Annotated in this window: 11 protein-coding genes and 1 tRNA gene; 3 read left to right on the forward strand and 9 right to left on the reverse strand. The window is 68.3% G+C overall.

Features of this window, described 5'->3' with window-relative positions; translation table 11 throughout:
- Positions 1 to 2: 2 nt before the first annotated feature.
- Positions 3 to 491, reverse strand: a complete 489-nt coding sequence (locus E8P82_RS02180) for an FHA domain-containing protein FhaB/FipA (RefSeq protein ID WP_136452823.1) — start codon at positions 489 to 491, stop codon at positions 3 to 5.
- Positions 488 to 1,225 (reverse strand): FHA domain-containing protein, encoded by a 738-nt coding sequence (locus E8P82_RS02185; protein WP_136452824.1) that lies wholly within the window; start codon positions 1,223 to 1,225, stop codon positions 488 to 490. The genes E8P82_RS02180 and E8P82_RS02185 overlap by 4 nt, the downstream gene beginning before the upstream one ends.
- Before the next feature lie 334 nt (positions 1,226 to 1,559).
- On the opposite strand from E8P82_RS02185, the gene E8P82_RS02190 reads away from it, so the two are divergent.
- Positions 1,560 to 1,642, forward strand: a tRNA-Leu gene (locus E8P82_RS02190).
- An 89-nt stretch (positions 1,643 to 1,731) separates the two neighbouring features.
- Here E8P82_RS02190 and E8P82_RS02195 read toward each other — a convergent pair.
- From E8P82_RS02195 to E8P82_RS02215, 4 genes are all read right to left on the reverse strand, one after another.
- Positions 1,732 to 5,148, reverse strand: a complete 3,417-nt coding sequence (locus E8P82_RS02195) for an error-prone DNA polymerase (RefSeq protein WP_136452825.1) — start codon at positions 5,146 to 5,148, stop codon at positions 1,732 to 1,734.
- A gap of 96 nt (positions 5,149 to 5,244) precedes the next feature.
- Entirely contained in the window at positions 5,245 to 6,849 is a 1,605-nt protein-coding gene (locus E8P82_RS02205; protein ID WP_136452827.1) for a DNA polymerase Y family protein, read from the reverse strand.
- Positions 6,849 to 7,679 carry a hypothetical protein gene (locus tag E8P82_RS02210; protein ID WP_136452828.1) on the reverse strand — a complete coding sequence of 277 codons (831 nt, stop codon included), beginning with the start codon at positions 7,677 to 7,679 and terminating at the stop codon, positions 6,849 to 6,851. The genes E8P82_RS02205 and E8P82_RS02210 overlap by 1 nt, the downstream gene beginning before the upstream one ends.
- Positions 7,680 to 7,752: 73 nt before the next feature.
- Positions 7,753 to 8,145: a DUF5997 family protein gene (locus tag E8P82_RS02215; protein ID WP_136452829.1), complete on the reverse strand. Its 393-nt coding sequence runs from the start codon at positions 8,143 to 8,145 to the stop codon at positions 7,753 to 7,755.
- 41 nt (positions 8,146 to 8,186) lie between these two features.
- Here E8P82_RS02215 and E8P82_RS02220 point away from each other — a divergent pair, with 41 nt between their 5' ends.
- A complete protein-coding gene (locus E8P82_RS02220; RefSeq protein ID WP_136452830.1) occupies positions 8,187 to 8,918 on the forward strand; it encodes a LysR family transcriptional regulator substrate-binding protein in 732 nt (243 codons plus the stop codon).
- Positions 8,908 to 10,584: an FAD-binding dehydrogenase gene (locus E8P82_RS02225; protein WP_136452831.1), complete on the forward strand. Its 1,677-nt coding sequence runs from the start codon at positions 8,908 to 8,910 to the stop codon at positions 10,582 to 10,584. Before E8P82_RS02220 ends, E8P82_RS02225 begins: the two co-directional genes overlap by 11 nt.
- A gap of 11 nt (positions 10,585 to 10,595) precedes the next feature.
- On the opposite strand, the gene E8P82_RS02230 is transcribed toward E8P82_RS02225, so the two are convergent.
- The 3 genes from E8P82_RS02230 to E8P82_RS02240 all read right to left on the reverse strand — a co-directional run bounded on the left by E8P82_RS02230 (position 10,596) and on the right by E8P82_RS02240 (position 13,879).
- Positions 10,596 to 11,996: a GntP family permease gene (locus E8P82_RS02230; RefSeq protein ID WP_136452832.1), complete on the reverse strand. Its 1,401-nt coding sequence runs from the start codon at positions 11,994 to 11,996 to the stop codon at positions 10,596 to 10,598.
- Positions 11,993 to 12,544, reverse strand: coding sequence for a gluconokinase (locus E8P82_RS02235; protein ID WP_136452833.1), 552 nt, complete (start codon positions 12,542 to 12,544; stop codon positions 11,993 to 11,995). Before E8P82_RS02235 ends, E8P82_RS02230 begins: the two co-directional genes overlap by 4 nt.
- Positions 12,545 to 12,634: 90 nt before the next feature.
- Positions 12,635 to 13,879 carry an MFS transporter gene (locus E8P82_RS02240; protein WP_136452834.1) on the reverse strand — a complete coding sequence of 415 codons (1,245 nt, stop codon included), beginning with the start codon at positions 13,877 to 13,879 and terminating at the stop codon, positions 12,635 to 12,637.
- Positions 13,880 to 13,906 lie beyond the last annotated feature (27 nt).

Below are 13,906 nucleotides of genomic sequence, written 5' to 3' on the forward strand. Positions count from 1 at the left end.
GCTCAGGGCCTCAGCTCGATGACGGTCTTACCGATCCGGATCGGCACTCCCGGTTCGACGGGCAGTGCGCGGGTCAGCTGCTGGCCGCCCAGGTACGTTCCGTTCGTGGAGCCGAGATCCTCGATGAACCATCGGCTCCCTTGCGGGAACAGGCGCGCATGCCGCCCGGACGCATAGTCGTCCTCGAGGACCAGGGACGATTCCTGTGCGCGGCCGAGGAGAATGGGACTCGCGGCGAGTTCCAGCACGGTTCCGGCGAGCGGTCCTTCGGTGACGACCAGTTGCCGGGCGGCGGTGCGGACGGGCGCAGGCTGCTCCACGAGCTCCGGGTTCCTGCGGACCTCCCGTGCCGTCGGCGTGCCCACCCTGTTGCGGCGGCCCACCACGAGATCGCGTCGCAGCGCCCCCACGGTACTCAGCACCAGGATCCAGAGCAGGATCAGGAATCCGAAGCGCAACAGGGTGACGGTGAGTTCACCGACATCGCTCATCGCTGTCCGCCGCTCTGTGCGGGGACCAGGCGGAACGTCAGCCGGGACCGTCCCAGGGAGATGGACGATCCGTCGTCGAGCTCCGCCCGGTCCGTGACGCGCTGGCCGTCGACGTAGCTCCCGTTGGTCGAGCCGAGGTCGACGGCGTAGACACGCCCGTTCTCGGTGCGGATCTCGAGATGCCGACGGGAGACACCCGTGTCATCGATGAGGATGTCGGCCTCGGACGAGCGACCCAGCACGACGGAGCCGGAGGTGATGAAGTACTGCTGACCGTCGATCTCGAGGACCGGGTGGTAGCGCGCTGGTTGGTTCCGGGGAGCTGCGGGTCCTTCGGGAGCCGGGGACCGGTGGGAAGCGGCCACCTTCTCGATGGACGAATCGATCTCGAAGACGCCGGCTCTGAGCTCGGGATCGTGCTCGAAGGAGACACGCACCGGACCCTGCAGGCTGTACTGCTGGGTGGTGGCGTGCGCTATGACGACGTCGCAGAGCTCTTCGGCGAGGGCGGAACCCCACTGCTGCGCCAGGTTGAAGTCGGAGTCGGACAGGCGCGCGGCGAAGACGTTCGGTGCAAGAGTGCGTCCCTGCGAGAGGACGAGGGAGCGGTTGTCGAGTTCCTTACGGAGAGCACTGGCGAGCTCGATGGGCTGCACCTGGGAGTGTGAGCCTGTGGAGAAGGCACCGCGGACGAGTTTCTCGAGCCCACGTTCGACGTTGTCGAGAATACCCATCGCATACCTCCTTCTTCTGTCGTCTGCTGCTGCTTCTGCCGTGGTGTGCTTCCCCGCCGGCGCTGTACCGCAGATCATGCCCGGTCCTGCCCGATGGCAGGGTCCAGCCGGGCGTATTCCATCCGATACTACTGCGAGCCCCCGAGAACGAGCTTCAGGACGCTACCCGGAGGGTCGCTTTGTTCCAACGATCGTCGGCCGACCCGGTGCCCGTCCTCAGGAGGTCCGTGATCGGTCCACAATCGCGTTTAGGCGATTGACGCCGTGCTCCGCTATGCTCGTTTCTGCTGTTCACAATGATCGCGCCGTGCGCGCGGGGTTGGAATCTCAGATTGCGCGAGTGGCGGAACGGCAGACGCGCTGGCTTCAGGTGCCAGTATCCGAAAGGGTGTGGGGGTTCAAATCCCCCCTCGCGCACAGTGTGTGACACGACGAAGGGCCTCCGCGAAAGCGGAGGCCCTTCGTCGTCGTCGGGGGTCAGCGTGCCGCCGGGTCCAGGAGGCGGGTCAGCGGAAGTCGCGTGACTTGCTGGTGGCCCTGAGCCGGAGGGCCTCGATCCGGTCCGCCACCACGTTCACGACGCCTTCGGCCGAGCGTTCGAGGATGCCGCGGACCACCACACTGCCCGCTTCCCGCGCAACGCGGCGATGCCGCTGCCAGAGACCCACCGAGCAGATGATGTTCACCAGCCCGGTTTCGTCCTCGAGATTCATGAAGGTGATGCCGCTCGCGGTCGCCGGTCTCTGCCGGTGCGTCACGACTCCTGCCACCTCGATCCGCCGCCCGGACTCCGCGGTCCTCAGCTCCAGGGCGGTCAGGACCCCGCGGCGGATCAGCCTGCTCCTGACATGACGCATCGGGTGGTCGTCCGGGGTGATGCCGGTGGACCAGAGATCGGAGCCCACCCTGTCGATGTCCGAGAGGTCGGGCATCAGCGGGGGCTGGATGTAGACCGCGGTCCCCCTGATCTGGTCGGCACGCTCCGTGGAGGCCGGCCCGGCATGCCACAGCGCCTCCCGGCGGGTCAGACCCAGGGAGTCGAAGGCTCCCGACGCGGCGAGGGCCTCGAGCTGGCCCGCATCGACGCCGGTCCGTCGCGCCAGATCCGGGAGATCCTCGAAAGGCCCGTCCCGGTCACGCTCGGCGACGATCTTCTCGGCCAGCTTCACCCCGAGGGATTCCACACTCGCCAGTCCGAGCCGCACCGCATGGTTGCCGTCGCGGCGGTGGGGGGTGGAGTCGAAGGGCGTGTCCGGGTCGAAGGAGCCGACCGGGGCCTGCTCGTTCTCGGTACAGCAGTCCATGCCGGTGGTACGCCGGGAAGGATCGGCGGGAGCCTCGTATCCGGCGAGTGGCTCCAGTTCGGCGTGCACGCCGGAGAGCAGGATGTCGGGCCGCAGGACGACGACGCCGTGCCGTCGGGCATCGGCGACGAGCGTCTGCGGGGAGTAGAAGCCCATGGGCTGCGCACGCAGCAGCGAGGCGAGGAACGCTCCCGGATAATGCAGACGCAGCCAGGCGCTCACGTAGACCAGCAACGCGAAACTGATCGAGTGGCTCTCGGCGAATCCGAAGTTCGCGAACGCGTGGATCTTGCTGTAGATGGCGTCCGCCGTCTCCCCGGTGATTCCCCTGGCTGCCATGCCCTCGTACAGCGTGGCCCTGAGGGAGTCGATCCGCTCCTCGCCCCGCTTCGATCCCATGGCACGGCGCAGGAGATCGGCGTCCGCGCCGGTGCAGCCGCCCACCACCATGGCCATCTGCATCAGCTGTTCCTGGAAGAGCGGAACACCGAGTGTCCGCTCCAGGACCGGCTTGAGCTCCGGGTGGATGTACCGCACCTCCTCCTCGCCCATCTTCCGCTTGATGTACGGGTGGACGGCGCCGCCCTGGATGGGACCGGGCCGGACCAGTGCCACCTCGATCACCAGATCGTAGAACTGACGGGGCTGCAGGCGGGGGAGCATGCCCATCTGGGCGCGACTCTCCACCTGGAAGACCCCGATCGAGTCAGCGGAGCACAGCATGTCGTAGACGCCCTGCTCCTCCTTCGGGATGGTGTGCAGTTCCCATTCCTCACCGAAGTGCCGCGCCACGAGATCGAAGTTGTACTGGATGGCCGCAAGGATGCCGAGGCCCAGCAGATCGAACTTCACCAGTCCCATCCAGGCGCAGTCGTCCTTGTCCCACTGCAGGACGGTCCGCCCCTCCATCCGTCCGTGCTCGATCGGGCATACTTCTCCCACCGGCCGGTCCGTCAGCACCATTCCGCCCGAGTGGATGCCCAGATGACGCGGGAACTTCAGTACCTGCTGCGCCAGGGTAACCACGGGCTCCGGGATGTCGTGGTCGGTACTGGAGACCAGACCTCCCCAGCGCTCGATCTGCCGGGACCAGGCGTCCTGCTGACCGGGGCTGTGACCGAGGGCCTTCGCCATGTCACGGACGGCGAACTTCGGCCGGTACGTGATCACGTTGGCCACCTGGGCGGCGTTGAAGCGGCCGTACTTCCGGTAGACGTACTGGATGACCTCCTCGCGCCGGTCCGCGTCGAAGTCGACGTCGATGTCCGGTTCCTCGTCCCGCAGACTCGAGAGGAAGCGTTCGAAGGGGAGCCGGTACTTGATGGAATCGACGGCCGTGATCTCCAGCAGATAGCAGACCGCCGAGTTGGCAGCGGAGCCCCGGCCCTGGCACAGGATGCCGTGACGGCGGGCGTACTGCACGAGATCGTGGACGATCAGGAAGTAGCCCGGGAAGTTCTTGTCCTCGATGACCTCCAGTTCGCGCTCGATGCGTTCGCGGACATCGGTCCGGCCCCCGTAGAGTTTGTCGGCTCCCTGCCAGACGAGCCGGCGGAGATAGCTCATCTGGGTGTGACCCTCGGGCAGCTCGATGGTCGGCAGGCCGGGCGTGACGCTGCGCAGGGTGAAGGACAGCTCCGCCGCGATGTCCACGGTGCTCTCCACGGCTCCGGGGTAGTTTCGGAATCTGCGCAGCATCTCCGCGCCGCTGCGCAGGTGGGCGGAACCGGCCGCGGGAAGCCAGCCGTCCATCTGGTCCAGGCTCCGGCGGGCCCTGACCGCCGCCAGGGCGGTGGCGAGCCTGTGCTGGTCCGGGGTGGCGTAGTGGACGTTGTTGGTGGCCACGACGGGCAGGGACAGGCGGGCGGCGAGAGCGGCCAGGGCGTCATTGTGCGCGGTGTCGAGGGGGTTGCCCTGATCGATGAGTTCGACGGCGACGCACTCCGGGCCGAACAGTTCCACGAGCCGGCGCAGTTCGGTCCCGGCTGCGGCTTCCCCAGCCATGAGCGCCGAGCGGACCGATCCCTTCCGGCATCCCGTGAGGATCATCCACTGGCCTCCGGAGTGTCCGGCGAGACGCTCCAGGTCGTAGCGGGGCCTGCCCTTCTCCGCACCGGGAGCGAGCTGCGCCTCGGTGATGGCCGTGGACAGGCGGTGATAGCCGCCTGCTCCGCGAGCCAGGACCAGGAGGTGCTGTCCCTCGGGATCTGCTGCCCCGTTCTGGGGTCCGGACAGTCCCAGGGAGAGCTCCGCGCCGTACAGGGTCGAGAAACCCGGGTACCTCTCGGTGGCCTCGGCGAAGCGGACAGCGCCGTACAGACCATCGTGGTCGGTCAGTGCCATGCCGGTGAGACCGAGCCTCCGGGCCTCCTCGGCGAGGTGCTCGGGGCTGGAGGCGCCGTCGAGGAAGCTGAAGTTGGAGTGGGCATGCAGTTCCGCGTACGGAACCACCGGGCCCTCCGGGGCGGGCATCTCCGTGGGAGCCGTGTAGGGCAGACGCTTCCGCGACCATGCAGGACTGTCACCGCCGTCGGCGCCGACGGGCGGTGCGCCGGGCCGGGTGGCGGAGAGATTCCGCTCGAAGTCCGACCACGGGATGGGTGGGTTGTTCCAGCCCATGGTCCTCCGTCCCCGTTGTCCCTGTCCCTGTTCCTGCTGTCCCTGTTCCTGCTGTCCCTGTTCCTGCTGTCACTGCCCCTACTGTCCCGGGACTGGTCAGTCGTAGCCGGCCTCCACCCACCAGGCGTGGTCCTCGAGCAGGAGCAGCCAGGCTGATCCCGACCGGTCCACCAGCTGGAAGCGGTGGAGCACTCGCCCGGCCGGATCCCACCAGCGTTCACTGATCGGCCAGGGGCCGGCCCAGGAGTGCACGGGCCGCCGCTCGTCGTCGGACGCTGCGCTGAAGAAGGCAGGATCGGCGCTCAGCAGACCGCGGCGATCCACGTCCACCGGGTTGCCGCGGGAGTCGACGACGGCGGCGGCCCGGCGCTCGGCGAACACCGTGGCGGGGGCGGGGCCCGGCAGTCTGCCGGGCCAGGGCTGGTTCCGCTCCTTCACGGACGTCTGCCGGGACACGCGGTCCGACCCGGTGGGGGCATCGCCCCAGGGGATGAGGACGCGGCGGTCCGCCAGGAGCCGCCCGCCGGCGATGACCGCGGTGAGGACGGCCCCGTGACCCAGCATGCCCTGTACCCGGGCCAGACCGTGGTGGATGCTCTCGTCCGGTCCTGTTCCCCACAGGCCGTCGGCGTGGTCGGCGAGGTCCTCGACGACATCGGGTACCAGGTGCACCCGGGTGATACCGGAGGTCAGACCATGATCGGAGGCATTGGTCCCCTGCAGCTGCCAGCGCACACGGTCCACGACGTCGTCGGCGTCGAACCAGCGCGGATGCTGCCACCGGCGTTCGGAGACCTCGCCCGATTCCGTGTGCAGCGCCACGTGCACCGCCGTGCAGACCAGTCCGGCCTCGCGCAGGGCACCGATGAACGCACCGGCGTGGGCTCGCATGGTGAACGCGAGCTGGTCGATGCGGACCAGCGGCGGCTCGAAGTCGGCGACGGCGTCCAGGTGGGGTGGGGGCGTGCGGGCGACGACGTCGTGATGATCGAGTCCGCTCGCCTGACGGTGGGCGATGGCGCCCTCGAGGCCGAAGCGGTTCCGGACGTCGGAGGCCCTGAGTGCCGCGAAGTCCCCCAGGGAGCGGATCCCGAGCCGCCTGAGGAGCACCGTGAGTTTCGGCTGGTCGAGGACCTCCAGCGGATAGCTGCTGAGGAACCAGGGTGAGCCACCGGACGGGATGACGACGAGCGGGGCGTCGTCGTCGTCGAGCTGGTCCGTGGCCCTGGCCGCCTGCTCGGCGGCGAACGGGCCGTCGGCGATGCCGATCCGCACATCGGTGAGGCCGATGGCGGCAAGGGTGTCGATGACGACGCCGGCGGCTCCTTCCTCGCTGCCGTAGTAGCGCGAGGGCCCCTTGACCCGGATGGCGCACAGTCCCGGGCGGATCACCTGCACACCGGGCATGATGGTCTCGACCGCGGCGATCACGGGCTCGAAGGCGCGTTCATCGAGTGAGGAATCGTAGGCGAGCGAGACCAGTCCGGCACTGCGGGCCTGGGCCTCCCTGATGCGCAGTCCCCGCCTCACGCCGTCCTGGCGGGCCGCGGGAGAACACGCGAAGACCTCTCCGCGGTCCACGAGGACGAGAGCGGTGTCCGCGGGCAGTGCGTGTTCGCGCAGCGCTGCGGTCACGGGCCAGTCCGGGCACCAGAACAGCATGGTCCGGGTGGCGACGGTTGTTGCGGGCACGGTGGGCATCACGAGGACTTCATAAGCCGGGGTTCGAACAGGGAAGTGGCGGACCTGTCGGTAGCTGCGACGGCAGCTGCGACGGGGCCGACGGAGTCGAAGGAACGGGATGCGGAGTGGTCGCCGAACCCGGTGCTGTCCGTGGTGCCCTGCAGATCGTCCAGTCCCACATAGGCATGACGCAGCCGGCCGGAGGGTTGCGTGGCAGTGATCTTCATGCGGCGTGTCCTCAGGTGGCCGGTACCCGCGCCGAGGCCCTCCCACGCGCTCTCGGCCACCCCGAGCGTGGAGTCGCTCTGCTTCCAGGCACCGAGGGTGATCAGCGCCGCACCCCGTTGGCGCAGGCGCGCCTTCAGGCGTGCCCACTCGCTGGGCGCGAGGTGGTCGGGGGCGCGGACCAGCACGACGGACACCACATCCACGAGGGCTGCCGTGACGGAGAGCCACTGGCTTCCGGGATCGGGGATCAGGATGAGCCGCTCGAGGTTGATGCCCAGGCCCTGCGCCGCTTCGGCACTGAAGTCCGGCACCCCGATGACGCAGCACCACGCGCCCGTCGCGGAAGGACCGGCGAGCAGCGCCATGGCAAGGGTGCAGGAGTTCCGTACCGCGTACGAGCTCCCGGACTGGAGACCACCGCCGGGCAGGATCCTGGCAAGGGCCGGCACCGTGGGCATGCGTCGGGAATCCAGCGTGGCGGCCTGCATGCTGTTGATGCGGGCCTGCAGATCGCGCGCGACATCGGATGCTCCGCGACGACCGTCCGGTACGGCGCGTGAGGCGCCCTCGACGGGAGGATCATCCCACTCGAGGTCATGGCCGGCAGCTGGAGGCGTCACCCCCCAATATTCGAAGACGTGTTCGATTAAGTCAATCGGTGGTGAGCGTCCGGTACAGCTGGTCCCGTGGTGCTCAGGTGTCGGAGGCCCTGCGCGCAGCGTCGCGTTCCCTGATCCTCGCTGCCTCGCTACGGACGGCCGCCTGCGTGGCGCGCTCGCCGACCAGCCAGGCCGGTGGGTCCTGCAGCAGGGCGGTGATCTGCTCGCTCGTCAGGGGCTCCGTCAGTCCACCACGCGCCAGACCGCTGATGGAGATGCCGAGCTTCTGCGCGACGACGGGGCGTGGGTGGGGACCCGTGCGGCGCAGCTCCGCGAGCCATTCCGGGGGCGTGCGCTGCAGTTCGTCGAACTCCGCGCGCGTCAGCCCGGTCTCCTGGAAGTCCCGGGGCGTGGCCGGCAGATAGATCCCCAGCTTCTTGGCCGCCGTGGCGGGTTTGAGGGTCTGGGGGGATTTCGCGGGAGTCATGCACCCAGCTTACGGTCGTGCCCGGGCACTACTGTGAGCAGATGCCCAGCGATCAGCCCCGAGTCCTGTCCGTCGGCTTCGTGCCGGGTGTGACCCCCGGCAAGTGGGTGGCCAGGTGGCGCGAGCGGCATCCCGAGGTACCCCTGGAGCTCCACGAGCGCGACGAGGACGCGCTGCATGCCCTGCGGAACGGATCCGACGACGTCGTCTTCGTCCGGTTGCCGGTGGACCGCACCGGCCTGCACCTGATCCCCCTCTACGAGGAACGACCCGTGGTGGTCATGTCGCGCGAGAACGAGCTCTCGCTCTACGACGAGGTGCCGCTCGAGGAGCTCGAGGGGCAGACCCTGCTCGATATCGGGGACTGCGGTGGGCCGAGGAACGCCGTGGAGGTGGCGGCCTCCGGTGCGGGAGTCGTCGTCCTGCCCATGTCCCTCGCCCGGCTGCACGCACGCAGGGACGCGGTGCACCGGCCGGTTCCGGGTCTGCCGGTGACGACCATCGGCATTGCATGGCGGGTGGAGGACGAGTCCGACGACGTCGAGGAGTTCGTCGGCATAGTCCGCGGGCGGACGGCGCAGAGCTCGCGGCAACCCTCCCGGCGGGAGATGCAGAAGACCCAGAAGAAGACGGCGGCGCAGAAGACTGCGGCGAGGAAGACCGCCGCGCAGAAGACCGCCGACCGGGGCGGAGCGGGGCAGAAGGGCACGAAGAAGGGCACGAAGAAGGGCAGGACGAACAAGGGAAGCGGGAGCACACGGCATGGACGCTGACGTCATCATCATCGGTGCAGGACTCGCCGGACTCGTTGCCGGCAACGAGCTGATCCGGGCGGGCAGGAAGGTCGTCATGGTGGAACAGGAGAACGCCCGTAATCTCGGCGGGCAGGCGTTCTGGTCCTTCGGGGGGATCTTCCTGGTCGACACCCCGATGCAGCGGCGGCTCGGCGTGAGGGATTCGTTCGATCTGGCCTGGCAGGACTGGCAGGGATCGGCGGGCTGGGACCGTCTCGACGGTGAGCTCCCCGAGGACGAGTGGGCGCAGCAGTGGGGACGTGCGTACGTCGAGTTCGCCGCCGGCGACAAGCGTCCGTGGCTCCAGGAGCAGGGCGTGAAGTTCACCCCGCTGGTGGGCTGGGCCGAGCGCGGCAACGGCTCGGCGGCCGGACACGGCAACTCGGTCCCCAGATTCCATGTCCCCTGGGGTACGGGGACGGGCATCTGTGAGCCCTTCGCCGACAAGGCCCGGGCGGCCGCGGAGGAGGGCTCGCTGAGCCTCCGTTTCCGTCATCGGGTGGACGGCCTCGTGATGGACGGCTCCACCGTCACCGGGGTCCACGGGACGGTCCTGGCTCCGGACGACGTCGAGCGGGGCATCACCTCGAATCGGGACGCCGTCGGCGCGTTCGAGCTGCGGGCCCAGGCGGTGGTGGTCGCCAGCGGAGGCATCGGCGGGAATCACGAGCAGATCCGGAAGTGGTGGCCGACACGCCTGGGCACGCCGCCGTCGACCATGATCACCGGGGTTCCGCAGCATGTGGACGGACGCATGCTCGACATCGCCGCCGACGCCGGGGTCCGACTGGTCAATCGTGATCGGATGTGGCACTACACCGAGGGCGTGCGGAACTGGGATCCGGTCTGGCCGCAGCACGGTATCCGGATCCTGCCGGGACCGTCGTCCATGTGGTTCGACGCGCTGGGGCGGAGGCTGCCCGCGCCCGGTCTGCCCGGTCACGACACCATCGGGACGCTGAAGCTCCTGCGCACCACACCGGACCTGGTCCGGTACGACCACTCGTGGTTCATCCTGACGCAGAAGATGATCGAGAAGGAGTTCGCGCTCTCGGGCTCGGAGCAGAACCCCGATCTGACGAACCGGGACCTCAGGCTGCTGCTGCGCAGCAGGCTGGGTCGCGGCGCGCCGGCCCCCGTCGAGGCGTTCAAGGACCGGGGCGAGGACTTCGTGGTCTCCGACACGCTGCGCGGGCTCGTCGCCGGCATGAACCGGCTCACCGATACGGCCCTGCTCGACCACGAGTCGATCGAGCGTCAGATCGTCCAGCGCGATGCCCAGCTGGACAACCCCTACTCGAAGGATGTCCAGGTGATGAGCATCCACAACTCGCGCAGGTTCCTCGGCGACAGACTGACCAGGACGGCCGGTCCCCACAGGATCCTCGATCCGGCCGCGGGACCCCTGATCGCGGTGAAGCTGCACGTCATCACCCGGAAGACCCTCGGCGGCATCCAGACCGATCTGACCGGCCGGGCGTTCGACGCCGCAGGAGCGCCGATCCACGGCCTGTATGCCGCGGGTGAGGCCGCCGGCTTCGGGGGAGGCGGCGCCCACGGGTACAACGCACTGGAGGGCACCTTCCTCGGCGGGTGCATCTTCTCCGGTCGCACCGTGGGCCGCTCGCTCGCGGCGCTGCTGTGACTGAGCCCGCGTCAGCCGGTCGAGGCGAGGGCGAACACCACGGCGGCGATGGCGAAGCCCATGACGCCGATCGTGGTCTCCATGACCGTCCATGTCTTCAGCGTGGTCTTGACGTCCATGCCCAGGAAGCGCCCCACGAGCCAGAAGCCCGAGTCGTTCACGTGGCTGGCCACCACGGAGCCACCGGCGACGGCGACCACGAGTGCTGCGAGCTGGAACGCGTTGTAGTCACCCGCGAGGATGGCGGGGGAGATGAGTCCGGACGCCGTCGTCAGCGCCACGGTCGCCGAGCCCTGGGCGATGCGCAGGATCGCTGCGATCAGGAAGCCCGCGAGGATCAGTGGGATGCCGAGGTCGCCGAGGACATCCGCGAGGGCGTCACCGATCCCGCTGGTGCGCAGCACGCCGCCGAACATGCCGCCGGCGCCGGTGATGAGGATGACGGAGGCCACCGGTCCGAGTGCGGACTCCAGGGTGCTCTCCAGAACCGTCTTGTCGATCCCGCGCCTGCGTCCGAGGACGTACGAGGCGACGAGCAGGGAGATGAGCAGGGCCACCGGTGTCTCACCGAGCGTCCTGAGCACCTGGAACCAGGCCTGGTCCGTCAGATCCTCATTGCCCGAGCCCGAGTTCGCCACGGTGTTCAGCCCGGTGTTGAGGAAGATCAGCACGAGGGGGAGCAGGAGGATCCCGACGACCGTGCCGAACTTCGGGGGATTGGCCTCGGCGTGCTCGTCGGCGGCGCCGAGGAGTTCCGGAACGGGGAGAACGTACTTCTTGCCGACCCAGATCCCGTACAGGTAGGAGGTCACGTACCAGGTCGGGATGGCGGCGAGCAGGCCGACGATGATGACGAAGCCGACATTCGCGCCGAAGAACGCCGAGGCGGCGACCGGTCCCGGGTGCGGTGGAACGAAGATGTGCATGACCGAGAAGGCGCCTGCGGCCGGGAGCCCGTACCGCAGGACTCCTCCGCCGAGGCGGCGGGCGATCGAGAAGACGATCGGCAGCATGACCACGAGTCCGGCGTCGAAGAAGATGGGGAAGCCGAAGACCAGGGAGGCGACGCCGAGTGCGAGTGGAGCCCGCTTCTCACCGAAGGCCCTGATGAGCTGGTCGGCGAGCACCTTCGCGCCGCCACTGGTCTCGACGAGGCGGCCGAGCATGGCACCGAGCCCCACGAGAAGGGCCACAGCGCCGAGGGTGGAACCGAAACTGCCGACCAGGACGGTGATGATCTGTGACGTCGGGATGCCCGTGGCGAAGGCCGTCACCAGGCTGATGAGGATCAGGGCCACGAACGCGTGGAGTCGCAGCTTGATGATCAGGAACAACAGGACGAGGATCGCCGCGAGGGCGATCAGCAGGAGAGGACCGGCGCTCAGGCTCTGGGTCCAGCCTTCGACGGTCATGCCGTCTCCTCCGACGATTGCGACGAGGGGCTCGAGTGCTCGAGCCCGAGCTGGTCGATCACCTCGGCGATCACGTCGTCGGGGGTCCCGGTGTTCACGATCCTGATGCCCTGCTCATCGGACTCCAGTGGTTCGAGCGTGCTGAGCTGGGAGGGCAGGAGCGACTGCGGCATGAAGTGGCCGCTGCGGGTCTTCATGCGGTCGAGGATGAGGTCTGTGTCGGCGATCAGATGGACGAACGAAACCTCACCCGCCGCCTGCGTGAGGATGTCGCGGTACACGCGCCGCAGGGCCGAACACGTGATGACGGTGCTGGTGTCGGCCTGCGCCTGCTCCGTCAGCCATTCGCGTATCGACTCCAGCCAGGGCCAGCGGTCCTCATCGGTCAGTGGTATCCCGGAGGTCATCTTCTCGATGTTCGCTGCGGAGTGAAACTCGTCCGCCTCGGCGAAGGTCCAGTTGAGAGTTCGTGCCAGGTGGGTGGCGATGGTGGTCTTGCCGGAACCGGAGATCCCCATGACGACCACGTGGCGTGGTTCTGCATCCATACTGACTCCCTTGTGGACAGTGCGCGGCACAGGGGCCGCGGAGCACGATGTCGAGTAAACGTAGCATCATCGACGTGGCGCGCGCTGAGCTCACGGACGGTCTCGCGAGTCGGTCCTTCCGCCGTTACGCACGGTGAAGGAGAGCAACAAGGACAGAACTGCGAATCCTGCCAGCAGTGTCAGGCCGACGAAGTAGCTGCTGTTCTCGGGGTTGTAGGTGGCGCCCATGACCAGCGGTGGGAAGTATCCGCCCAGACCGCCGGCAGCGGCGATGATCCCGCCGATGGTGCCGACGTCCTTGGCCGGAGCTGCTCTCCCCACCCAGCCGAAGACCCCACCGGTGCCCAGCCCGAGGAAGAGGGCCATGAGAAGGAAGACGGGCCCGTAGACGCGTTCCTGCCCTGGCTGGAAGGCCACGATCATGGCGAGCACCGCCGTACCGCTCAGGGATGCCACCGTGACGGCCCTGGGCCCGATCCTGTCGGCGAGGATCCCGCCGATGGGACGGGCGATGACGGCGGCCAGCGCGAAGCCTGCGGTGCGGGTGCCGGCGGCGGTGGCGTCGAAACCGTACACATTGTCGAGATAGGTCGGCAGGTAGTTGGAGAAGGCCACGAACGCTCCGAACACCACTGCGTAGAGGAAGCACAGCTGCCAGGTCACCGTCAGGGTGAAGGCGTGGCTGATCTTCGGCAGGACCGGCTCGGGGGTCTTGGCGGCCTGCACCGGTGAGTCGCGCAGTAGCAGCCAGCAGACCAGTGCCATGAGGGCGACGAGCACGGCGACGGTGATATGCGTGCCCAGGTATCCGATTCCGGCTACGAGACGGGGGGTGAGGAACGCCGAGACGGCGGTGCCGATCATGCCGGCACCGAAGACACCGGTGGCGAAGCCCTTGCGGTGGGACTCGTACCAGGCGGAGCAGAAAGGGATGCCGATGGCGAAGACCGTGCCGGCGATGCCGAGGAAGAACGCCGCAGCCACGAGCAGCCCGAAGCTGTTCAGTTGCCCGACCACTCCGATGACCAGTACCAGCGGGGCCGTCATGCCGAGGATGACCGTGAACATCACCCGTCCCCCGTAGCGGTCGGTCAGAGCCCCCACGGGTACCCGGAAGACGGAGCCGACGAGGATCGGCATGGCCACCAGGATGGCGGTCTGGGTTGCATCGAGCTCCATTGCCTGGGCATAACGCCTGGAAAGCGGGCCCACGATCGTCCAGGCCCAGAAACCGACTGTGGATGCAAGCGTGGCGAGGATCAGATTGCGCAGTTGCCCGGCTCTGAGCTCCGGATCAGTGCTGCCCGAAGCTTTTGCAGGAGACGTAGATGACATGGCGGTCCTCATGCGCTCGGTGGATGG

It is taken from the genome of Arthrobacter echini (assembly GCF_004803505.1).
Classification (GTDB): Bacteria; Actinomycetota; Actinomycetes; order Actinomycetales; family Micrococcaceae; genus Arthrobacter_D; species Arthrobacter_D echini.